We start from the raw sequence: 21,425 nt of genomic DNA, 5'->3' as shown, positions 1-21,425 counted from the left end.
TTTTCTCCAAGCAAAAGGCCAGCCTTTGCGGCTGGCCCCTACTCTGTTTCTATTCAGCTGTCGCTGCCGTAATGGCGTTCGAATTCAACGGTATCGTTCAATTCATCGTCTTCGCCCATGGTTTCTTTGGTCGTCAGCTTTTTCGCAAATTTTTTCACAGTTTTTAGCGTGGTTCCGGATTCCCAATATTCCGCGGTCTCCGGCGTCACTTTGATCAACACGACATTCGGGTCATCATACGTCGTTTCAAGCAATTTGCCGAATACTGGATTCCAGTATTCTTTTTTCTTTTCAAGGTCTTCGCTGAATTCCGCCGTTCCGCTGATGGAAACATAGGACTTGCCTGAATAAGCCAAGTTCACACTAGGGTTCTCCAGGATTTCCTGGTATTTCGACGTGTCTTTCATCGTCATGAACCAAAGGTCTCCGTCAAACTCGGTTTCCTGCGTCTGCATCGGACGCGACACCGCTTTGCCATTCGAAATGGTGGTGAACATTGCCACTTCGATGTCTTTTATCAGCTCTTTGACTTTTTCGATTGCTTCTTGGTTAGACGTTGTATGGTTTGCCATCGTAATCTCCTCCTAAAAATAGTTCCAAAAGGCTTAACTGCTTCTACATTCTATATTCTTTCCCTATTGGTAGAGCCCCTAAACTATTCCAGCTTCTGATGCAAAAGGAAAATTAAGGAATTTTAAAACAAAAAAGACACACAATAGACACTTACGAAAAAGCCAAAAACTTTGTTAAGGTTGAAAACAGACTGAGCGGAGCACCAATTTAAATTAAGCATAACTGCAAAACAGCTTATCCAATATGTACAGCGAGCTGGAGTAGAGACTATCGAAATGTTTCATACAGACCATCAATGGACATCCTCTATTGATCTGCCTGATAAACTTGCCTTTATAACTGCGTCCCTCGCTTTCTTCGTACATCATTTAATGGAATGCCAAGGTCAAGAAAAGCTTTTGGAAAGGAAGAATAACATGCATCAAGAAAAAAGATTGCCGCGCAATGGCAAAGAGGGCCTATTATATGGCACCATCATCTCTACTTTAACGGTTTTATTTATGACCACGTTCAGCACCGTCTATTTTGCCGGAGATTTTAATGGGGAGATTGCTTTTTCCATCTTAAAAATGCTGCCAATCATGTGGATCATTGTCATGATCATTGAACCTACTATTTTCGGCCGTATTGCCGAATCCCTGACCGCTAAATTCACAAAGCCTTCGGACAGCTTCAACTCAAAAATCATGTTCCGCATCGTCTTTACTGTTCTCGGGATGTCCGCGGCGATGACTTTGATCGGCGATGTTGTCGGCAATGGTTTCCACTCGGAACTCTTCAGCAATTGGCTGCAGTACTGGCCGCGCAACTTTGCCATCGTACTTGCCGCAGAAAGCCTGGTCATCCAGCCCATCGCACGTTTCATTATGGTGAAACTGCATGAAGCACAGGACCGAAAAGCGGCAGTTGCAGCATAAGTGCAAAATTAACAAAACGCTCCCAGACAACGAAAAAAGATGCAGAAAAACTCGGAAACCGGTTGGCGGTTTCCGAGTTTTTTGTTTTATGCGCGCTTGTCGGAATTTGTGTGCGTTCAGCAAGTTCCGAACACTTTTCGTCTTCAAGATAACGGCCAAATCCCTGGATTGGTTGCTTTTCGCAAGCAAAATTGCTAAGAAGAAGACGGCTTCTCCAATTTTTTATTTGCGTTTAGTAACTTTTATATGCGCTCATCAAGATTCAATCACGCTTTCACTTCAGAACCGCAGTCAATTCTCTCTCCTGCAGGACTGCCGTCTTTAAGGAAACGGAAACAGCATCCCCCACATGGAACCTTGGAGCGTAAACCGGCTCATGAACCGTCCACATTGTCCCATCCACTTCGACCGTATAATGAATTTCATTTCCTTGGTATTGAACAAACGAAACCTGGCCTTGAAGCCCTGCGTTTCCTGCCAAAGCTAATTGCAATTGCTCCGGCCGTACCGGGCAGATGCCATTTGCTTTAAAGCTGCGGGCCACGCCAAGATCCGGCCAGACGCTTTTGGCATCCCCATCCGGCACAAACCCTTCCGTTTTCCACTGCCCTTCGACCAGGTTGCATTTGCCGACAAACGAAGCGACAAATGGCGTTTCCGGACGCGTATAAATTACTTCCGGAGGAGCGATTTGTTCAATCCGGCCGGCATTCATCACCACAATTTTATCTGCAATCGCCAATGCCTCGCTTTGGTCATGCGTCACAAAAACGATGGAAGCGCCCGTTTCCTTGTGCAATTTCTGTATTTCTTTCCGCATCTCCATCCGCAATTCAACATCCAGTGCGCTGAACGGTTCATCCATCAGCAGCAGGTTCGGCAGCGGTGCAATCGCACGCGCCAGTGCTACCCGCTGTTTCTGGCCACCGGAAAGTTCTGACGGATAGCGTTTCGCAAATGTTTCCAGCCCGACAAGGCCGAGCACTTCCTGAACCCGGCTTTCGAGTTCCGCCTTGCTTCCTTTTTTCCGGTTCGGATGGTATTCGAGCGGAAATTTGACATGGTCAGCGACGCTCATATGCGGCCACAAGGCAAACGACTGGAACACCATGCCGATGTTGCGCTTTTCCGGCGGGACAACTTTTTTCGCTGTTGCCACTTGCATGCCGTCCATGGCGATGCTGCCTTCTGTCGGCCCCATGAAGCCCGCGAGCAATTTCAAAAGCGTCGTCTTGCCGCAGCCGGACGGACCCAGCACGGCAATAAATTCTCCTTTTTTTATTTTCAGATCCACGGTATGCAGCGCTGTAAAATCTCCGTATTTTTTTGAAACATCTTGAACATCAATCATTTTGCTTTCAGCACCTTTCTGTCCCATAGCTTGCCAAGCCCCATATACAAGGCGCCGCCGAGCAGAATGCCCAGCACAAGAATCGTTGAGAACGCAGTCGAATAAGTCGAATAGCCGGCCTGTTCGTAGCTGAAAATGACGACGCCAACCGTTTCAGAGCCGGAAGACCACAGCAGGCTCGACACGGTGAGTTCCGTCAAAGCCATCAAAAAGACCAGCAAGGCGCCGCCGAGTATGCCCGGAAACAATAAGGGCAATAAAATCCTGCGCCACTTCGTCCAGCCCCTTGCGCCCGCTATTCTAGCCGCCTCTTCCATCGATGGATCGATTTGCAGGAATGCCGTGTGGCTGCCGCGGATCTGCAGCACGAGAAACCGGGTGGTGTAGGCGATAAAAAGAATCAGTACGGTCCCGTAAATTCCCGGATTCCAGCCAGGCACCGGTTCCATCCACATGAAAATCATGCAAAGTGCGAATACGGTTCCAGGCAGCGCATACGGAATTGTGATGAACAATTCCGCTGTTTTTGTGCTCCAATCCGGGTATTTAAACCGGAGATAGGCGAGCATTGTGCCCAGAATCAAGCAAATGGCCATTGTAACCAGCGCGAGCTTAAGGCTGTTCGCTAATGCAGCCGCCGGTTTTGCATCAATTAAAAATACATGCTCATAGTTTTTCAAAGACAAATTCTCCAATGTAAACGGCACGCCGTATGCAGAAATCAGCGACAATGCAGCCATTGCCATCAGCGGCATCACGCTCGTTACCAGCAAAAACGCCCAGAGCGAAACTTCCAGCACTCTTCTTTTGGCAGGCTTCAGGAAAATGCGCGGCTCCGAATCACTGCGCGCTGTCTCCGTGACGCGGCTCCGCCGCAGCAAAAACCATTGCAGCAGCGTGCCGAAAAGTGCAATAACCCCTAACAGGACCGATAATACGGCTGCCCGCGAGAATGCTTCCGGACCAAAACCCACGACCTGCTCATAAATATAAGTGCTGAGCACCCGGATATTTGACGGGGTGCCTAAAAACGCAGGTATCCCGAAATTGTCAAGATTCGATAAAAAGGCAATCAAGCCTCCGCTTGCGATGCCAGGAAGAGCCAGCGGGAGCACCACTTTCCGGAATGCCTGTTTTTTCGACAAGCCGGACGTCGCTGCCGCTTCTTCCAAATCACGCGGAATCTTCCGGAAGACATTCACTGTGAAAAGGTACACAAGCGGGTAATGCGACAAGCCAAGGAGCAGGATGATACCGCCGATGCTGTACAAATTCGGCACCTCTAAATTTCCGGGCAGCATCGCCAATAACGCCGCTACCGGACCTGATCCACTGAAAAACTGTGTCCATGCCAGTGTCGTGATATAGGAAGGAATGATAAAGGGCAGAAAAATGAACAGCTGCATCGCCCGTTTTCCGCTCACTTCGACGTAAGCGACAATCCAGGAAAAGGAAACGCCCAACGCAAGCGCCAGCAGCGTAGATCCCAGTACAACAATCAGCGTATTCTGGACTGTCACCCAAGTCGCTGCTTCCTGCAGCACCTGTTGGTAATAGTGCAGCGTCAGCCCGCTTTTATTAACGAAACTGAGCCAGACGAGCCGGAGCACCGGCAGCAGGAAAAGCAGAAATACCGCAAGCAGGCCGATGCCTTTATAGAAGTTTTTGTTTTGAAAAAAGAGAGAGAAAGAAGGCAGCCCCTTTTTCCTCTCTCCGATTGCCTGCTGTTTTACCATCATGTTGTTAACTCCTTACTCCAGGAAAATCGGTCATTGACCGAAGATTTCCCCGAATTTTGCTTTGTCGTCATCTCGCGTTTGGAGCAGTTCCGCCGAATCAGCCTCCAATACCTTTATTTCGTCCAATGATTTTAAGCCTTCCGGCGCTTCAATGCCTTCCCGAATCGGCGTATAGCCCTGATCTGACGCCAGTTCCTGCCCTTCTTCCGACAGCACAAAATCAACAAATGCCTGGGCCGCTTCTTCGTTATCGGTATTTGCCAGAATGCCTACCGGCTCAGTAATGACCGGTACGCCTTCTTTCGGATACACCAATTCCACAGGAGATCCGTCGCTCTTCGCTTGCGCTGCTAAATAATCAACAATCATGCCGTACTGCTGTTCCCCCATCGCAACGCCTTCCAGCACGGCGCCGTTTCCTTGCGTAATGGTGATGTCATTGGCACGCATGTCTTCATAGAATTCCCAGCCCATGCCGTCCTGCTTCGTGACCACGCCCAAGTTGTAAGCGGCTGCTCCGGAATACAACGGGCTTGGCATCACCGCTTTGCCTTTCGCCGCTTTTTCCGTCAACACAGACCAGCTGTCCGGCAAATCTTTTACTTCATTCGTATTGACGATCAGTCCGGTCGCCATCACTTTTGTTCCGGTATAAGTGCCATCGGGATCCACATAGGCTTCATCGATGGCTTCCGCTTCCGGTGACTTATATGGAAGCAGCAGCTCTTCTTTTTTGAAATTCTCGAATGTCACAGAATCCGCCACCAGCAAGACATCAGCCTGAATATCTCCTGCCTGGTCTTCCGCCTGGATTTTCGATACCACTTCTTCTGTGCCTGAACGGAAAATGCTGACTTCCACATCGGGATTCTTTTCCGTGAACGCGTTGACCAATGCCTGCGCATCCGCATCGGGTTGAGACGTATAGAAATCAAGTGAACCGGAAATGCCCGCACCAGTGCCTTCCGCTTCTGCATTATTTGCCGCTTCTTCCCCGCTGCACGCTGTGAGCATCGCCGTCATCGCCAGTACACCTGCGGTTGCTGTCCATTTCTTCATGTCAATTCCCCCTCGAATTTTCTTGCTCGGTATTCATTAAGTGTACGGGTCGAATGTGAAGTTATTGTTGAGGAAATGTTAAGAAGTATTTGAATTGCGTAAAGGAGCAATACAACAAACAAAAAAACGCTCAGACCGTTTCGTCTGAGCGCTTTTGAGCTTATCTAGCTTGTATGTCAGCTTAATCCATGGTCCAGCATGGCGTCTGCCACTTTCTTGAAGCCGGCAATATTGGCGCCGACGATCAAGTTTCCTGGAGAACCGTATTTCCCCGCAGTTTCCATGCAGTTTTTATAAATGGTTTTCATGACTTGATGCAATTTCGCATCGACTTCTTCCGCTGTCCACGAATAGCGCATGCTGTTCTGCGACATTTCCATCGCCGACACGGCAACGCCGCCTGCATTGGCCGCTTTCGCCGGCGCAAACAGCACTTGGTTGTGCGTCAATACACGCACCGCTTCATCGTCGCATGGCATGTTGGCCCCTTCGCCAAGCGCTTTGATGCCGTTGTCTACCAAAGCTTCGGCGCTTTCGCGGCCGATTTCGTTCTGTGTGGCGCACGGCAAGGCGATGTCGCACGGAATGGTCCAAATCTCAGATTTATCATTTCCAAATCGGGCATTGGGATGATGCTCCAAATAATGATAGATTCTTTTTCTTTCCACTTCTTTCAATTGCTTAACGGTTTCGACATCAATACCATCGGGATCATAGATATATCCTTCTGAGTCGCTGCAGGCAATTACTTTGGCGCCGAATTCAGTCGCTTTTTCCATCGCGTAAATCGAGACATTCCCTGAACCCGAAACGATAACGGTGCTGCCGGCAAACGACAGCCCCTGCTCTTTCAGCATTTCTTCCACAAAATAAACGGTGCCGTAGCCCGTTGCTTCTTTGCGGATCAAGCTGCCGCCGTTGTCCGGGTTTTTGCCGGTAAAGACGCCTGCTTCAAAAGCGTTGCGAATTCGCTTGTACTGTCCGAACAAATACCCGATTTCCCGCTTGCCGACGCCGATATCACCTGCCGGGACGTCAATATCCGGGCCAATGTGGCGGCTGAGTTCCGTCATGAAGCTCTGGCAAAAACGCATGATTTCACGGTCGGACTTTCCTTTCGGGTCAAAATCCGATCCGCCTTTGCCTCCGCCGATTGGCAAACCGGTCAAGGCGTTCTTGAAAATCTGTTCAAAGCCGAGGAATTTGACGACGCTGCCAGTCAGTGATGGATGGAAGCGGAGCCCCCCTTTAAACGGCCCAAGCGTGCTATTGAACTGTACGCGGTAACCCCGGTTAACATGCACAATGCCGTTATCGTCTTCCCAAGTCACCCGAAACGTAATAAAACGTTCCGGTTCTGAAATGCGCTCGAGGATGCCTTCCTCCACATATTCAGGATGCTGTTCGAAAACGGGCTGCAGGGAATCAAAAACTTCCCAAGTTGCCTGCAAAAATTCAGACTCCCCCGGGTTGCGGTCTTTGATTTTTCGGTGGGTAGCTTTTATATATTCAAGGGCTGATTGCTGCAAAACTCCACTTTTTTGTTCGCTGACTTGCATGTGCATACATTCCTCTCTTTAAAACATCTTTGTCGACATGTATAAATATTCAATAAATTAATTGTTTATTAATTATTATACAAATTGTTTTCGGCTTTATCAAATAAATATTTCATTATTAAATTTTCCTCCATTGATTCGCTCTATGCGATTGTGCCGGCTTCTTATCTCGGCAAATATAAATAATAATCCTTTCATCAGCCATAAGCTGATGAAAGGATCCGGATCGTCATATAGAAGGTTAAAAGGATTTAGAAAATGTGTTATGCATTTTTCATAAATATATTTTAAAATATCTGTCTTTATCAATACTAGCAGAACTTATAGACACTTTCTAAGAATTTTTGTTATTCCAATCGAAAATAGAGCTATCGAATACGTTTAGACTTTATAAGTTTTCAGTTAGACAGTCTGTTCTATAGCTTGATGCTAAAGGATTTCCAAACAGTTTCCCGCTAAAAAAACTCCCGTCATATTTTATACAAATCTTATTTTCCTGATGGAGGTTTTGGTTCTTATGACATGATGCATATTAGTTTCGGATATTTCATGAGAAGGAAATGCAAGAGCAACTGCTTTATTGCTTTTCGGCTCTTGTATATTTATAAACATTATATGTATACTGTATACATCTTATTTTATTAAGCCCAAGGAGGATTCATCTATGGCCATGCTTCAACAAAACAAAAAAACCGTTTCTCCAGCGGCAACTTGGAAATTTCTCATTCCATCCCTGAGCGGGGCGCTGCTGTTTTTATGCCCGATTTCGTATAACGGAGAAGTGACAATCGGCGTCGGTATTCTAGCCTCTTTCCTGTTATCAACTTTTAGTTCTGCAATTCCCGGATTCATCCTCTTCCTTCTGGGCTTTTCAGCCATTGCCAGTCTGGCCGCCACTGCTATCAAACCGGCGTTCGTCAAAAAATCGCCGTTTCTGCGTGCAACGTTTATCAATGGCCCATTCGGCCTCGCGGTGCGCATCATTGCTTTCGCATTCGGCATCATGGCTTATTTTGAAATCGGTCCTGAAGCGATTGCTTCCCGCAATACAGGCGGAGTCGTCCTATATGATTTGGCGCCTGTCTTGTTGACTTGGTTTTTATTTGCCGGCATTCTGTTGCCTTTGCTCGTTGAATTCGGGCTGATGGAGTTTGTCGGCGTTTTGGTCAATAAATTCATGCGCCCTGTATTTACCTTGCCTGGCCGTTCCTCGATTGATGCAATGGCATCCTGGATGGGAGCTGCGCCAGTCGGTGTCCTGGTCACAATGAAGCAATACGACGAAGGCTATTATACAGAGCGTGAAGCTTCCGTCATTGCCACCACTTTTTCGATTGCATCCGTTGCATTCAGTTTAGTTGTTGCCAATGTGGTCGGCATCGGCCATTTGTTTTTGCCGTTCTATCTGGCCGTTTCGGTCGCTTGCCTGGTTGCAGCGGTCATCATGCCCCGCATCCCGCCGCTGTCCCGCAAAAAGGACGACTATTATGCGCCGGTCGGCAAACAAGTTGACGACACTATCCCAGACGGCGTATCTCTCGTAAAATGGGGATTGGCTGAAGCCCGCCGCAAAGCGGATAGCGCTGCAAGCCCTTCAAAGCTCGCCAAGATTGGTGTGGAAACCGTGTTGGATATCTGGCTGGCGTTAATCCCATTGGTCATGGCGCTCGGAACATTGGCATTGGTCGTAGCGGAATACACACCGCTGTTTAAAATCGTCTCTTATCCGTTGATTCCTGTGCTGACGTTGCTGGGCCTTCCCGAAGCAGCCGAAGCGGCTCCGACCTTCCTCGTCGGTTTTGCGGATATGTTCCTGCCGGCAGTTCTCGGCAGCGGCATTGAAAGCGAATTGACCCGTTTTGTTCTGGCAGGGGTATCGTTGACCCAAATCATCTACATGTCTGAAATCGGGCTGTTGATCTTGCGTTCGAACATCCCGCTCAAGTTCTGGGAACTGGTTGTTATCTTCATTTTGCGTACGGTGATTACCTTGCCGATTCTGGTCTTGTTCGGTCATTTGTTTGTATAAAAGCGAATAAGTTGATGCCCGCGGAAACTTTCCGCGGGCTTTTTTTATGTGTGGATTTCTACGCTAGCAAGCGCAGTTCCGGGTTATATCTGCGCTGCTTGAAGTTTTTCTGCGTTGCTCGGAGTTTATCTGCGTTGCTCAGAATTTATCTGCGTTGCTGAGATTTTATTCGCGCTTCTCAGCATTTATCCGCGCTCCTCAAAATCAGCACGATAAAGCCATTCTGCCACGACCAAATTAAAAAGCCGCATGCGGATGCGGCTTTTTAGTGCTGTTCATTTTGCCCAGTGGTGGAAGATGAAATAGGTCATGATCAGCACGACTGCAATGGCTGCAAGCACGAGCATCGGTACAAGACCAAATGTTGGATCCATCTCAAATCCTCCTCCTTCTACCTTCATCATAAACCTAATTACCCAAATTGGGTATACTTATTTTGATTATTCTGATAATAATTTTACGTATGAAAAACCCCTCCGATTTTCAGCTTCGAAGGGGTCTTAAGACTTGGCTCACATCATTTGAGAGGTGCCAGGCACTTTTTTGAAATTATCGTCTTTGCGGAAGTTGCCCATGACTTCCATCGTCTCGCTGATGCTGACGAAAGCGTTTGGATCAATTTCCTTGATGAGCGGACGGACATACGCGAGCTCGTAACGCGAAATGACGGAGTAAAGCACCTTCACTTTGTTCCCCGAATACGCGCCTTCCCCATCGGTCACCGTGATGCCGCGGTAAAGATGTTCAAGCAATTGCTTTTTGACGGCATCGCCTTTGCTGGTCACCACCATCAAACTCAGCTTGATGTGGCGGGTATGGATGCGGTCAACCACAAGACCTGTGATATAAATGGAAGCCATTGTGTACATCGCAAGTTCCCATGTGAAAATAAAGCCCGATACGAAGACAACCAAGCTATTCAATCCAAATACTAAAAAGCCGAGTGGAATGTCGCGTTTCATCGTCAAAAGCAAACCGATTACGTCAAAGCCGCCTGTTGAACCGTAGAAGCGGATGATGAATCCGACCCCGACACCAACAAGGACCCCGCCGAATACCGATGACAACAAAGCATCTTCCGTCACTTTCATAACCGGGATATAAAGCATCGAAATCGATGTCACAGCTACCGAGAAAATGCTGTTGAGAATGAAAACTTTTCCAAGCTTCATCCAGCCCAATACCAAAACCGGGATATTCAATAGAATCAACCAAATTCCGGCATTGACCGGCAGCATCAAACTTAGAATCATCGCTATCCCCGTGATTCCTCCTGATAAAATTTCATGCGGCAATAAAAACATATTGAATGCTACTCCAAGCAAAAGCGATCCCAGAAAAATGATCACCGTGCTGTAAACTTTGTCCATACTTATTCTTCTCCATTTCTAATTGAAAATGCTGGCGGCATAACGCCAAAACTCCGTTCATGATTCTCTCCGAGTTTATGAAATTCGGACACAATGTATCAAATTATAGGGCATTAACTGACTGCTGCGCAAGTTTTAATCACTAGGTGAAAAGAACTTTTTTACGTCCCGGTTTTACTTTTCTCGTGTTTCCTTTAAGAGCGAAAAAGTAAAAGTTATATCCGTGGATTGGATAATTACGGCGTTTATAAATTCAGAATAATCTTTTTATTCACATTCTCGCTTTTGATATGTATAATCATAAATTGTAATCATTACGGTTTATAGAAAAGGAGTGTATTCATGAAAAATTCATTGACCAAAGGTGTTGGAATTCTGGCCCTTACTACTCTGTTCGCAGCCGGATGCCAATCTGCAGATCTATCCGAGGCTGAACAAGAAACGACCGCTTCAAGCACCGCACAAGCAGAAACAAAAGAAACGGAAAGCGATCACGATCATGACCATGAACACAGCCATGCACACGACGAAGAATCACAAAAAATCTACGACGGCTTTTTTGAAGACAGCCAAGTAGAGGACCGCCCCCTCTCTGACTGGGCAGGCGATTGGCAATCCGTCTATCCGCTTCTTGAAAACGGCGAACTCGATGAAGTGTTCGAAGACAAAGCGCTGCATTCAGACGACATGACAGCCGAAGAATACAAAACCTACTACACCGAAGGCTATAAGACAGACGTGGAGCGAATCGTAATCACTGAAGACCAAGTGAGTTTTTTCCAAAACGGAAAAGAACTGTCTGGCACTTATACATACGACGGCTTTGAAATTCTTACATACGAAGCCGGCAACCGGGGCGTCCGTTTTATCTTTACATTGGCAGAAGGCAGCGGCGGCATGCCGCAGTTTATCCAATTCAGCGACCACGGCATCTCTCCGACCGACGCGGACCATTACCATTTGTATTGGGGCGACAACCGCGCGGCCTTGCTCGATGAAGTGGTGAACTGGCCGACTTACTATCCGTCCGATCTGGATGGCCATACGATTGCCCATGAAATGATGGCGCATTAAAACGGAAATATAAAAAGCCGATTGAAAGCAGCCTGTCTGCTTTCAATCGGCTTAAATCCATATTGGGCTTTTATTCCGCTAATATGACGATGCTATCGAGACTGGTAATTCCCTCTTTCTCCAATAAGGAATAAAAACTGCCGACAAGCGAACGGATGCGCTCCGGCGCTTTTGAAAACTCTTGCTGGACCGACCAGGCATAATCCGCTTCCCAAGCCCCGTCCTGCAAATAAGATGCCGCGACCGTCGCGGTTTCGACCACATTCCAGCCTGCTTCTTCCAGCAAATTTTGCAATTGCTGCGAATCAAATAAATGCTGGATATTGCCGTCATTTTCAACAAACTCACCGTACAATGCCAAAATAGCCGCCGCTGTAAAATGGCTGCGCTGGGAGAGCTGTGTATAATTCACGTCCCATTCCGCGATGCAAATGCGGGTGGCCATCCGGCGCAGCTTTTTCAAGATCCGCAGCAGCTGCTCCGGATCCCGGAAATACCAGGAACAATGCGATAAAACCGCAACATCAAACCGGCCGTCCGGCAAATCGAGCAAATCGGTTTCCAGCTGAAACTCTACCCTCGAACCAAGCGGGGATGCCGCAATGGAAGACGCCGCTTCACCGAGCGTGATGGGCGCACCGTAATCCGGCGGCGCAATATCAATCGCCAGCACCCGTCCGCTTTCACCGACCCGGTCTGCCAGTGCAACCGTCGTATCTCCTTGGCCGCAGCCGACTTCAATGACCGACATTCCGTCTTGAATGCCAAACGCTTCGACCAAATTGATGCGATGCTTCAGCTGTGTGCGTTGAATCGTGTCATCGCCCAGTATTTTCATTGCTGCCAGTAAATGGTCCAATAGAATTCCTCTTTTCCAGTGTTTGAGAATTTGTTTCCTATTAGTTTTATTCTCGAACGCCGGAGAAATTTCCTTTTATTTGCCTACGCTAATTTCTGCCCGCAATTCGGACAAAATTTCGCGCCTTCATTTTTCTGGCCGCAGTTCGGGCAGAAGTTCGGCCCCTGGGCACTGCCGCCTCCAGCCGTTTGTCCGCCGCCGGATTTTGATTCTTTCATGGTATCCATCATGTCTTTGGCGATATTCATCCCGACCATCATGCCGGCCATGTCCGCTGCAGAGCCGGAACCGGAAGAATTGCCTTTGGCCATGGCATCCGCCACTGAAATCTGCTGGTATTTCGACACATCGCCTACCATGCCGTGGGATGCATTTTTGTTGATCATGTCCTGGATTTCCTTCGGATAGTTGAAGCTCATGACCTGGAAGCCGGTGATTTTCATGCCATCGTCCATCAATTCCATATTGAGGTCATCCGAGATGCCTTTGCCGATCTCGTGGGCATTCGCCTGCAGGTTGAACATATCTTTGCCTTCTTTGGTGATCCACTTCATGAGCAGCTGATCGAGTATCGCCGTAATCCGGATTTTTACATCATCGACCAGGTAGCTGTCGCGGATTCCTGCAATTTTATCAATCAACGCCGTAAAATCATTCACTTTAAACTGGAATGTGCCGTTTGCACGGATCGGCATGCCGCCCGGCAATTGAGGCGCCGGAATATTGATGGGGTTTTGCGTCCCCCACCGGACCGTGAATTCTTTCGTGTTAACAAACAGCACTTCAACGCGCATGCCGCTGTTAAAGCCGAAGCGGAATCCTTTTAAGGTCGACAGGAATGGCACGATTTCTGATTCGATGTCGTAATCGCCGTCGTCTTCAAAAATCCCTTCGATTTTGCCGTTATTGATGAAAATGGCGTCTTGTCCGGGCCGGATAATCAGCCGGCTGCCTTTTTTGATTTCGTCGTTGTGCCATTTCCAAAAAATCATGTCTTCCCTGAATTCATCCCATTCCACTACGTCTGAGAACTGATTGCCGAAAAGCCCCATATTGTTCATTCCTTCCTTTTATTCGATTCGCTCTTAGAAGTTGCGTCCGCCTCCGCTGTACGAACTTCCCCCGCCGGTCATGCCTCCGCCGCCAAATCCGCCACCGCCTCCGCCATTGCTTTTAGGCACTCTGCGCCTTGAAACGGTTTTGTTGCGGAATTGGTCGCGCCGGCTTCGAACCTGCGTATTTTGGCTGTCTACATAGGTGCGGGATGTCGTCGTCACCCGCCCGCCTGCATTGAAAATCATCGAACCGACTACTACACCGCCAAGCAGCAAAGCAAGCGCTGCCTGGAACCAGGTCTGCAGAAAAATATTTTCCGGATTGACGCCTGGCCGGTATTCCATGTAACGGCTCGATGTGGTGACCGTTTCATGGAAGGCTCCGCCGTATTCCCCGGCGCTCATATACGGCATGATCCGGTCGAGCACCAGTTCGACCCGCTGGTTGTCGAGTGAAGTTTCAGCAGTGCCGAAACCGGCAAGGTACACTTCCCGGCTGCCGATATCAATTGTCAGCAGCACCGCATTTTCCTGGTTGTTTTCCGCTTTCCATGTATCAAAAAAATCGCCCATATATGTAGTAATTGGCTGTCCATCCGTTGTGGGCGTCGTCAAAAACAAAAAATCTGCGTCGTGTTTCCGGCTGTGTTCCGCCGCAAGGGCTTCGAGTTCCCCGATTTCACTTTCACTCAGCAACCCGGCATTGTCGTATACATGCTGATCGGTCTCTGCAAATACGGCTGCTCCACTCCATAGGGAGATGAAAAACAACACGATAAACATGAACATCGCTCTGCTTATTTGTCTGCTCACCAAAGAACACCTCCCATGACATACGCAATGCCTTTCAACACTGCGAATGTGCCGGCGGCGATGCCGGCAAACCAGGCGAAGACCTTGCCCCCGCTGATTGGCGGTTTGCCGACCACTTTCCCAGTCTGGCCATTCATCGCAAAGGTGTGTTCCTTGTTTTCAAAGTCATAATATACCATCCACACAGGGAATAACGTATAGTAAGCCTTTTGTTTATTCGCCTGAATCTGCTTGTTCGTATAACTGACAGTTGAATAGCCCGAAATGGTGCCGCTGATATAGGAATCGATATACGGCACAATTTTGGATTCAACCCGAGAGAACAAGGCGTCGTCGTCGTAATCGTATTTTTCCGCCAGATAACCGGCAAGATACGGCATCCTGAAATCCATCAGTTCCTGGTAATCGTATGGCTCGAGCTTATCCATCAACTCATCGTCCATTTTTTCCGATGCATCAGCCGGCACTTTGAGATAACTGAGGTCGATGCCGCGGTAGACATCGTAAAAATCTGTCTCTGTATAAATGGTATCGCCCCGCTGGTATTGATGTATGCGTGTACCGATGGCTGCCACTTCAGCCGTGCCGTCAATGTCATAAAGCCAAAACGGCACATACATGCCCGTCATTTTCTTGATGCGGTCGCCGTTCATAAAGCCTCTCGGCGTCAGCCGGCCGTTTCGCGTCCATTTCCGGAAAGCCGCCACCGCTTCTTCCTTGCTGATTTTGAATGGAATGACTTTCGCCGGGGCGAATTCACCGGTCAGCCGCTCCGACAGCACAACCGGCGCACCGCAGAAGCTGCAATGCGTTGCTGTCGTCTCGGCCGCGGTCACAATCACCGCGCCGCAGTTTTCACAATGGTATTCCTTTGCTTCGGATTCCTCCGGTGAAACTGTCTGTTCGATGTTCTCCTCCGGAAACGTTTCAATGCGGTCTTGCCGCCCGCAATTCGGGCAGGAAAGCGTTCCTGATTCTGCATCGAACGCCATGTCAGATCCGCAGTTCGGACATTTATATTGAACAACCAATCCGGCTTCCTCCCCTCATTCTGCGGGAAACAACGTTTCTCACGGCAGCCATTATTCGCCTTTGTTCATCTGGGATTTCAGCGCTTCCAGCTCATCGTCCACATTGATTCCGGCCTTTAACGATTCCAATTCGTCGTCCACTTTCTTATCGGTTTCGTATTTTGCCGCTAAGTCTTTAATATCCGTGCCTGAACCTTTATTGAGTTCCTGCATCGACATCGCCTGGTCCAGCTCCTGGTTGATCCGCTGCTCCATCTTATCAAACGCGGAAATCCGTTCGCCCGTGCTGTTCATCGAAGACGTCATCTCGTTCATGCGGTTCTGCGCTTTTGCCATAGATGCTTTTCCTTTCAGCTCTGTGCGGCGAGATTCCAGTTCCGAAATATCCGACTCCAATTTGTCGTGCATCTGGCGCATCTGCGTCGTATTGGTCGCAGCCATTTCGACAGCTGTCTGCATCGTTTTTTCCCGTTCCGTCAGTTCCGCTTTGCGCTGCAGGAATTTCCGCGCATCGTCTTCATTTTGTGCTTCAAGCGCCTTCACTGCATAGCGCTGCATGTCTTCAATTTCCTGTTGCAGCTCTGCCAATTCGCGGCGTTCCCGCTTTTCAGCCGCCATGATTGCCGCGGTTTCCGACTTCACTTTTCCAAGGTCGCTGTTGAGGTCTCTCAAATACTGGTCGATCATCTTCTCCGGATCCTCTGCCTGATCCAATAACGCGTTCATATTGCTCGCCATAATGTCTCTAAACCGTTTTAAAATTTCCATCATCATTCTCCTTTTGGTGTGGTTTTGTCGGACTGCTTTGCAGTTCCTCTTAAGGAAGAGATTACCCTTAATTGGCAGAGCGTAATCATGGAGAAACTTCGGGTAGTAAGGGGCATGCTGCAGGTTAGGAAACATGGATAGGAAACCTGGAAACAATGATAGAAATAGGCGAAACACGGTTAAGGAGAAAAATAACACAGATAAAAAATTGGATAAACGCGGATAAAAGGCGAATGCAGGGAGCTGGGGTACGGGAAGAAGTGAAATAGGGAATTATTCGCGGGACTCTACTTTCAGGCTTTCAAATGAAGGAGGAAGGAGAAAAAACACCGAAAGAAGATGCGGCATTTCCCAGTTATTGTTAAGATAAATGAAGGGAGTGAACTCGATGATTAAAAACATGTTATTTTCTCTAGGAATTCTCGTTGTATTGCTCATAGCGGCATTTGGACAATTGGAAGAGAATGCGCTTTGGGGGCTTATGCTGTTTCCACTATTCTTCATCGGTGAGCCTTGGTATAAATCATTGAAAAGAAGAAAGCCTGCGTCATAGATTACTTAATATGAGAACTTTCACTTCACTGGCCTGTTGCATAAAACAAACAAAAACCCGTTCCGGCAATTAAGCTGGAGCGGGTTCTGCATTTTCTGCTATTCTACTTAACTCAAATTGAACTTCTGTTTCACTCTCTTCACGATGTCCGCTTCTTTGCTTTGAATAAACTCATTGGCTATTTGTTTGACCATGCTGTTAATTTCTTTCGTCATTTCCCTTTTAATGATGAGTTGATCAATCACTTTGCCATTAGGCGTGAATTGGCGGCCAGCTAGTTCATCGAGTGAGACGTTGTACAAATCAGCCATCTTTACGAGCAGCTTTAAATGGGGTTCTGCACCGCCGGTTTCAAATTTGCTGTAAATGGCTTTTGTGATTTTCAAATGCTGTGCAACGATTTGCTGCGTCAGTTTATTCTTTTCTCTAAGCAATTTTAGATTCTCGGATAGTTTTGGCATCAGAAATCTCCTTAAGATAATTTTTAATAGAAGATGAACCGCTTTAAAAAAACGCTCTTTTTCTCCACTAAACTACTTCCCTTAATATGAACATTAGGTATTAGTGCATATAATCAAATAGTAACATATTACCAATTGAGTTATAATCTAAATATCATAGTTTTCGAAATTTTTTTAAAGGAGGAAAACCAATTATGATTAAAAATCTTTTCAATAAACTCTTGTCGAATTCTCCAGCTGTTGAAAATACACTGCCGAATATCCAGTCGAATAAAATTTATCTTTTTGAGCCAAATCAATTTGAACTTGCTAAAGTCCTCGAATCACCTGAAGTACCAGGGAAAGCTCCCGGCTATGTATATTTCGTCCAGGAACACATGAACGGAACATTCAAAATCGGAAAGACCAAAAACGTGGAAAAAAGAATGAATATTTTCGGAGTAAAATTGCCCTTCGAAAACAAGTTAATCTATCTCATTAAAACGGGCAATCACCATCAAACCGAAGCAACGTTTCACAAACATTTTGCAGACAAGCGGCTGGAAGGTGAATGGTTTGCCTTAAATAAAGAAGATATCTCTTGGATTAAAGAAGGAAAATATACTGCTGAAATCAACCAGACGATCCAAGTCATCGAAGAATCTAAACCTGTCCCAGCAAAAGTTGAGAATAAAGAAGACAAATTGTTAACTGATAAGCAACTCGAATTCGCTAAGACGTTGCTTGCCAAGATAGAAGATCAATACGAGTTGGCGACAGACCACTCCCTCTTGACGCAAAAGGACTTGAATCGGTTGAGCGGCTATTTCCGTTTCAAAAACAAAGGAGCTTTGACTAATTTAGTGGCTGCTGGGGTTTTGAAAGAAAAATAATCTTACTTGCTCCTAAAACTCAAAATAACCTCTCAAGAATCATCTTGAGAGGTTTTTCCACATTATCTTATTCACTTACGCTTTCAACACTTCATACTGCCGAACCACTTCTTGCGTGATCTCGCTGTCTGCGTCCAAGCCGCTGATTTCATTAAGTACAAACGCCGGTCCGTTTCCCTGGATCACAGCTTGGATTTTCACTGCGTCTTCGTCTTCCGGGTTGTCGAATGCGAGCGCCGCGGCAATTGCTTTGGCGAGATAGGTGTATGGCAAGCCGGCTTTTTGCGCCTGCGTTGCCGGGCGCACCAGGCGATCATCCGGTCCGAGCTTGCGGATCGGTGCCCGTCCTACTCGTGTGACGCCGTCGTTTAAATAAGCGTTCTTGAAGCGCTCGATGTTTTTATTGATATACGCCAAATGCTCGTCTTCATCGAGTCCGTATTCTTTTACAAGGTAAGCGCCGGTTTCTTTCAGCGTTTCCCGCACTTGGTCTTCGATCTTACTATCGGCCAAGGTCTGGTCAATCGTCTGTTTGCCGGCCAAATAGCCGAGGTAGGCAATGACGGCGTGTCCTGTATTCACTGTAAAGAGCTTGCGCTCGATAAACGGAGCAAGGTCTTCGACAATCGTCATGCCTTCAACCGGCGGAATCGTTTCACTCGTTTCCACGACCCATTCGTAGTATGGCTCGACCAGCACATCAAGGGAACTGCTGTCCTGGATCGGCACAATCCGGTCGACTGCCGAGTTGAAGAAAAAGACGTTGCCGTCCAGCTTGTTTTTCGTTTCTTCCTCCAGGTTGTCGAAAATATGCTTTTTCAAAATATCCGTTGCACCGATCTGGTTTTCACAGGCGATGACATACAGCTTTTCGTCGGTCGTCTGCAGACGTTCCGTAATGGCTTTTGCAATTAACGGCGCAATCCGCGGCAGGATGTTCGGGCCGATCGCGGTCGTCAAATACGTCGCTTGCCCAATCGCCTCGATAACCCCTGCTTCGTCTTTCATATTGTTGACGCCTGATACATGTTCAATCGTGATGCTTTCCGGCTCGGCTTGTGCCAAGTTGACTTGGTAGGTTTTCTCTTCGTTTAATTTATCAATGATCTGGTCAGCCACATCCACAAATGTCACGTGGTAATCGGATTTGGAAAACAATGCTCCGATAAATCCTCTGCCAATATTTCCTGCTCCAAAATGAACGGCTTGTTTCAACGTCATCATTCCTTTATCAAGTTATTTTGTAGGTACTCAAAAAACACATCTTCCAGTTTGCTGCGGATCATATTCTCGTTCGAGGAAGAAAAAATCATCATTGCAGCATCGCTTTCGATCAGCGTCGAACTGATGAGGCTGAGGATTTCCTGTTCCCTGGCGGTCATATCCAGCGGGGCGAGCATAAGCAGCAGATTGCGCATCGCTACGGGTTCCCCGTCCATCCCTTTCACCGTGCACGGCGTATCCAAATGCACCACTTGAAACAACAGCTCCCTCACCGTTTCATCGCGGCAATGGAACAGGGCCATCGTGGTGTCGGGAATGCCAAGCCCACCTTTTGCTTCACGGGCTGTGAGCTCACGCATCGCCGCTTCTGCATCCCCTACCAGCCCGTCCCTTTCGGCTTGCGTGAGCACATCCATCAACACCTGGTTATGCCCGGATGCTCCTTGCCCCCGGAACACTTTGAAGTTCGCCAGGATCGCTTCCATGCTTGTCTGGACATCTTTTATTTCCCGCAGGAGATTTTGGACGTTTGGCCGGTTTTTCTTAAGCAGCGGTTCTTCGGCATTTTCCTCACCCAAATACTGTTTTTTGCGGGTGATTTTCTCAATATTGTGCTGCAGGTAGCTTTCAATGGAAGCGATGTCCTTGTCGCTGAGCAATGGGCTCACCATGATGTAATCGACGTCGGTGACCGGCAAGCGGATTGTGGAAATGACCAAATCGTAGTCCTGGAAATGGGCCGATTGGAAATCATTGATGGACAGGATCTCCACCGAATTGATTTCAGCCAGTTCTTTTTGGATGCGGCTTGCCAGCATTTTCGATGTACCGATGCCGGTCGGGCAAACGACTACCGCATCAATCTGCACTTTTTCTTCATTCATTAATAATGCCGAACCAAAATGCAGCACAATATAGGCGATTTCATTTGCCGGAAATTCCAAGTCCTTGAACTCGTTTTCCAGCCCTTGTTTGACGGCCATGAACAACACCGGGTATTTGCGTTTGATTTCTTCGGTCAGCGGATTGAACGACTCCAGGTTTTGCTTCAGCCGGAAAATCGAAGGCCCCATATGCGCGAGCAAGCCCTGGTAAAGCGAAAAGTCGTCGGTCAGGTCAACATGGAGCTGCGCCGATACATCGGCAATGAGATTTTGGATCAGTTTGCCGAGCAGCACGCTGTCATAATACACCATGTTAGCCGCCTGTACTTTGGAGCCTTTTAAAATCACCGCGAGAAACTGAATGTCTTCGGCAGTCAACCGGATGCCCAGTTTGCCGTTCAATTCAGCGCCAACTGCCGCGATCACTTGCTGCTCCGCAGTGGATTCGCTTGCTGCAGCATGGCCCAATAAATAATGCTGGTGGGTCCGCTGAAGCGTCAAACAGATATGGACAACCAGCCCGATATAATCACTGTCAGCCAAGCGGGTTTGTTCTTTGTTGATCCTATGGTTCACCAATTGATCCACGAGCGCCAAGTACTGCGGTGAAAAATAACCGAGTATTTTCTCTTCCAGGTTTTTCCCTTGTTGGAGGAAATACAAACTTTCAACCAGTTCTTCGTAGAAATAAACAAGGAAGTAACTGGCCAGCGCATGCCGTTTATGGCCTTCTTCGCCTTCTATTTCCACGCCGACCCCTTTTCTCCGGGTCAGCCGAACGGAGAATTTATGCAGCCAATCGGTCAAGTCATCCAAATAGGACGTCAAAGTTGCGGTGCTGATGCCCAGTTGACCGGCAAGCACCTGCATTTTAAAAGAAGGGCCTTCGTGCAGCAGCGTGATCAGCAGACTCAGTTTGCGCTCTTCCGGTGTTTCATCGGTCGGGTTGACGCTGATCAAGCTTTGCACGAGCCGGTAAATCTGTTCGTTGTTGCCGTCAATAAACAAGCCTTCGCTCGCCGTGCGCTTCACGGCCAAGTCGAATTGCTGCAGCAGCTTTTCAACAGACTTCAAATCCCGCTGGATCGTTCGGGCACTGACATTCAAATAGGTCGATAAGGAATGCACGGTATGCTTTCCGGAAGTTCGGACAATCAATTCGATGATGGATTTTTCCCTAAACGTGATAAACATCCCACTCACTCATTTCACTTGTAAGTTTTCCTTTTTCAAG

19 protein-coding genes are annotated in these 21,425 nt (G+C 47.7%); 5 read left to right on the top strand and 14 right to left on the bottom strand.

From position 1 onward, the window contains the following. Positions 1-53: 53 nt before the first annotated feature. Positions 54-572 carry a pyridoxamine 5'-phosphate oxidase family protein gene (locus BLQ32_RS07225; protein ID WP_074509731.1) on the bottom strand — a complete coding sequence of 173 codons (519 nt, stop codon included), beginning with the start codon at positions 570-572 and terminating at the stop codon, positions 54-56. A gap of 417 nt (positions 573-989) precedes the next feature. Here BLQ32_RS07225 and BLQ32_RS07220 point away from each other — a divergent pair, with 417 nt between their 5' ends. Beyond that, positions 990-1,490, top strand: a complete 501-nt coding sequence (locus tag BLQ32_RS07220; RefSeq protein ID WP_053166313.1) for a DUF2798 domain-containing protein — start codon at positions 990-992, stop codon at positions 1,488-1,490. Between the two features lie 274 nt (positions 1,491-1,764). On the opposite strand, the gene BLQ32_RS07215 is transcribed toward BLQ32_RS07220, so the two are convergent. From BLQ32_RS07215 to gdhA, 4 genes are all read right to left on the bottom strand, one after another. Next, entirely contained in the window at positions 1,765-2,841 is a 1,077-nt protein-coding gene (locus tag BLQ32_RS07215; RefSeq protein WP_074509729.1) for an ABC transporter ATP-binding protein, read from the bottom strand. Beyond that, positions 2,838-4,580 (bottom strand): ABC transporter permease, encoded by a 1,743-nt coding sequence (locus tag BLQ32_RS07210; protein WP_074509727.1) that lies wholly within the window; start codon positions 4,578-4,580, stop codon positions 2,838-2,840. The genes BLQ32_RS07215 and BLQ32_RS07210 overlap by 4 nt, the downstream gene beginning before the upstream one ends. Positions 4,581-4,610: 30 nt before the next feature. Then, entirely contained in the window at positions 4,611-5,639 is a 1,029-nt protein-coding gene (locus BLQ32_RS07205) for an ABC transporter substrate-binding protein (protein WP_074509726.1), read from the bottom strand. A gap of 176 nt (positions 5,640-5,815) precedes the next feature. Next, a complete protein-coding gene (gene gdhA, locus BLQ32_RS07200; protein ID WP_235783834.1) occupies positions 5,816-7,204 on the bottom strand; it encodes an NADP-specific glutamate dehydrogenase in 1,389 nt (462 codons plus the stop codon). 658 nt (positions 7,205-7,862) lie between these two features. Here gdhA and BLQ32_RS07195 point away from each other — a divergent pair. Then, positions 7,863-9,227: a YjiH family protein gene (locus BLQ32_RS07195; RefSeq protein WP_074509724.1), complete on the top strand. Its 1,365-nt coding sequence runs from the start codon at positions 7,863-7,865 to the stop codon at positions 9,225-9,227. 512 nt (positions 9,228-9,739) lie between these two features. Here BLQ32_RS07195 and BLQ32_RS07190 read toward each other — a convergent pair. Next, complete coding sequence (locus BLQ32_RS07190; protein WP_074509723.1) at positions 9,740-10,597, bottom strand: YitT family protein; 858 nt, start codon at positions 10,595-10,597, stop codon at positions 9,740-9,742. 342 nt (positions 10,598-10,939) lie between these two features. Here BLQ32_RS07190 and BLQ32_RS07185 point away from each other — a divergent pair, with 342 nt between their 5' ends. Further along, positions 10,940-11,671, top strand: coding sequence for a metal-binding protein ZinT (locus BLQ32_RS07185; RefSeq protein WP_074509721.1), 732 nt, complete (start codon positions 10,940-10,942; stop codon positions 11,669-11,671). Positions 11,672-11,741: 70 nt separating this feature from the next. Here BLQ32_RS07185 and BLQ32_RS07180 read toward each other — a convergent pair whose 3' ends face one another. The 5 genes from BLQ32_RS07180 to BLQ32_RS07160 all read right to left on the bottom strand — a co-directional run bounded on the left by BLQ32_RS07180 (position 11,742) and on the right by BLQ32_RS07160 (position 16,197). After that, positions 11,742-12,530 (bottom strand): methyltransferase domain-containing protein, encoded by a 789-nt coding sequence (locus BLQ32_RS07180; protein WP_244890330.1) that lies wholly within the window; start codon positions 12,528-12,530, stop codon positions 11,742-11,744. A gap of 83 nt (positions 12,531-12,613) precedes the next feature. Then, the gene (locus tag BLQ32_RS07175; protein ID WP_036804136.1) at positions 12,614-13,582 is read right to left on the bottom strand and encodes an SPFH domain-containing protein; all 969 of its coding nucleotides are present in this window, start codon (positions 13,580-13,582) and stop codon (positions 12,614-12,616) included. A gap of 33 nt (positions 13,583-13,615) precedes the next feature. After that, positions 13,616-14,398: a TPM domain-containing protein gene (locus BLQ32_RS07170; protein ID WP_244890329.1), complete on the bottom strand. Its 783-nt coding sequence runs from the start codon at positions 14,396-14,398 to the stop codon at positions 13,616-13,618. Continuing rightward, the gene (locus BLQ32_RS07165; protein WP_074509717.1) at positions 14,395-15,429 is read right to left on the bottom strand and encodes a TFIIB-type zinc ribbon-containing protein; all 1,035 of its coding nucleotides are present in this window, start codon (positions 15,427-15,429) and stop codon (positions 14,395-14,397) included. Before BLQ32_RS07165 ends, BLQ32_RS07170 begins: the two co-directional genes overlap by 4 nt. A 51-nt stretch (positions 15,430-15,480) precedes the next feature. Beyond that, positions 15,481-16,197, bottom strand: coding sequence for a PspA/IM30 family protein (locus BLQ32_RS07160; protein ID WP_036804129.1), 717 nt, complete (start codon positions 16,195-16,197; stop codon positions 15,481-15,483). Positions 16,198-16,585: 388 nt separating this feature from the next. On the opposite strand from BLQ32_RS07160, the gene BLQ32_RS19815 reads away from it, so the two are divergent. After that, positions 16,586-16,750 carry a hypothetical protein gene (locus BLQ32_RS19815; protein ID WP_175557083.1) on the top strand — a complete coding sequence of 55 codons (165 nt, stop codon included), beginning with the start codon at positions 16,586-16,588 and terminating at the stop codon, positions 16,748-16,750. 107 nt (positions 16,751-16,857) lie between these two features. Here BLQ32_RS19815 and BLQ32_RS07155 read toward each other — a convergent pair whose 3' ends face one another. After that, positions 16,858-17,211, bottom strand: coding sequence for a helix-turn-helix domain-containing protein (locus BLQ32_RS07155; RefSeq protein WP_074509715.1), 354 nt, complete (start codon positions 17,209-17,211; stop codon positions 16,858-16,860). Between the two features lie 194 nt (positions 17,212-17,405). Here BLQ32_RS07155 and BLQ32_RS07150 point away from each other — a divergent pair, with 194 nt between their 5' ends. Next, complete coding sequence (locus tag BLQ32_RS07150; protein WP_074509714.1) at positions 17,406-18,083, top strand: GIY-YIG nuclease family protein; 678 nt, start codon at positions 17,406-17,408, stop codon at positions 18,081-18,083. Positions 18,084-18,158: 75 nt separating this feature from the next. Here BLQ32_RS07150 and BLQ32_RS07145 read toward each other — a convergent pair whose 3' ends face one another. Beyond that, positions 18,159-19,298, bottom strand: a complete 1,140-nt coding sequence (locus tag BLQ32_RS07145) for a mannitol-1-phosphate 5-dehydrogenase (RefSeq protein WP_074509900.1) — start codon at positions 19,296-19,298, stop codon at positions 18,159-18,161. A 5-nt stretch (positions 19,299-19,303) separates the two neighbouring features. After that, entirely contained in the window at positions 19,304-21,385 is a 2,082-nt protein-coding gene (locus BLQ32_RS07140; protein ID WP_074509712.1) for a BglG family transcription antiterminator, read from the bottom strand. Between the last annotated feature and the right edge of the window lie 40 nt (positions 21,386-21,425).

This window comes from Planococcus glaciei (assembly GCF_900099655.1).
Classification (GTDB): Bacteria; Bacillota; Bacilli; order Bacillales_A; family Planococcaceae; genus Planococcus; species Planococcus glaciei.
Note: the sequence above shows the minus strand (reverse complement) of the source record. Positions and strands in the feature narration are given on the sequence as shown.

Bases quoted from the DNA above. Each gene is read 5' to 3' on its own strand.
- BLQ32_RS07225 (WP_074509731.1), bottom strand. From the start codon at position 572: ATGGCAAACCATACAACGTCTAACCAAGAAGCAATCGAAAAAGTCAAA.
- BLQ32_RS07220 (WP_053166313.1), top strand. From the start codon at position 990: ATGCATCAAGAAAAAAGATTGCCGCGCAATGGCAAAGAGGGCCTATTA.
- BLQ32_RS07215 (WP_074509729.1), bottom strand. From the start codon at position 2,841: ATGATTGATGTTCAAGATGTTTCAAAAAAATACGGAGATTTTACAGCG.
- BLQ32_RS07210 (WP_074509727.1), bottom strand. From the start codon at position 4,580: ATGATGGTAAAACAGCAGGCAATCGGAGAGAGGAAAAAGGGGCTGCCT.
- BLQ32_RS07205 (WP_074509726.1), bottom strand. From the start codon at position 5,639: ATGAAGAAATGGACAGCAACCGCAGGTGTACTGGCGATGACGGCGATG.
- gdhA (WP_235783834.1), bottom strand. From the start codon at position 7,204: ATGCACATGCAAGTCAGCGAACAAAAAAGTGGAGTTTTGCAGCAATCA.
- BLQ32_RS07195 (WP_074509724.1), top strand. From the start codon at position 7,863: ATGGCCATGCTTCAACAAAACAAAAAAACCGTTTCTCCAGCGGCAACT.
- BLQ32_RS07190 (WP_074509723.1), bottom strand. From the start codon at position 10,597: ATGGACAAAGTTTACAGCACGGTGATCATTTTTCTGGGATCGCTTTTG.
- BLQ32_RS07185 (WP_074509721.1), top strand. From the start codon at position 10,940: ATGAAAAATTCATTGACCAAAGGTGTTGGAATTCTGGCCCTTACTACT.
- BLQ32_RS07175 (WP_036804136.1), bottom strand. From the start codon at position 13,582: ATGGGGCTTTTCGGCAATCAGTTCTCAGACGTAGTGGAATGGGATGAA.
- BLQ32_RS07160 (WP_036804129.1), bottom strand. From the start codon at position 16,197: ATGGAAATTTTAAAACGGTTTAGAGACATTATGGCGAGCAATATGAAC.
- BLQ32_RS19815 (WP_175557083.1), top strand. From the start codon at position 16,586: ATGATTAAAAACATGTTATTTTCTCTAGGAATTCTCGTTGTATTGCTC.
- BLQ32_RS07155 (WP_074509715.1), bottom strand. From the start codon at position 17,211: ATGCCAAAACTATCCGAGAATCTAAAATTGCTTAGAGAAAAGAATAAA.
- BLQ32_RS07150 (WP_074509714.1), top strand. From the start codon at position 17,406: ATGATTAAAAATCTTTTCAATAAACTCTTGTCGAATTCTCCAGCTGTT.
- BLQ32_RS07140 (WP_074509712.1), bottom strand. From the start codon at position 21,385: ATGTTTATCACGTTTAGGGAAAAATCCATCATCGAATTGATTGTCCGA.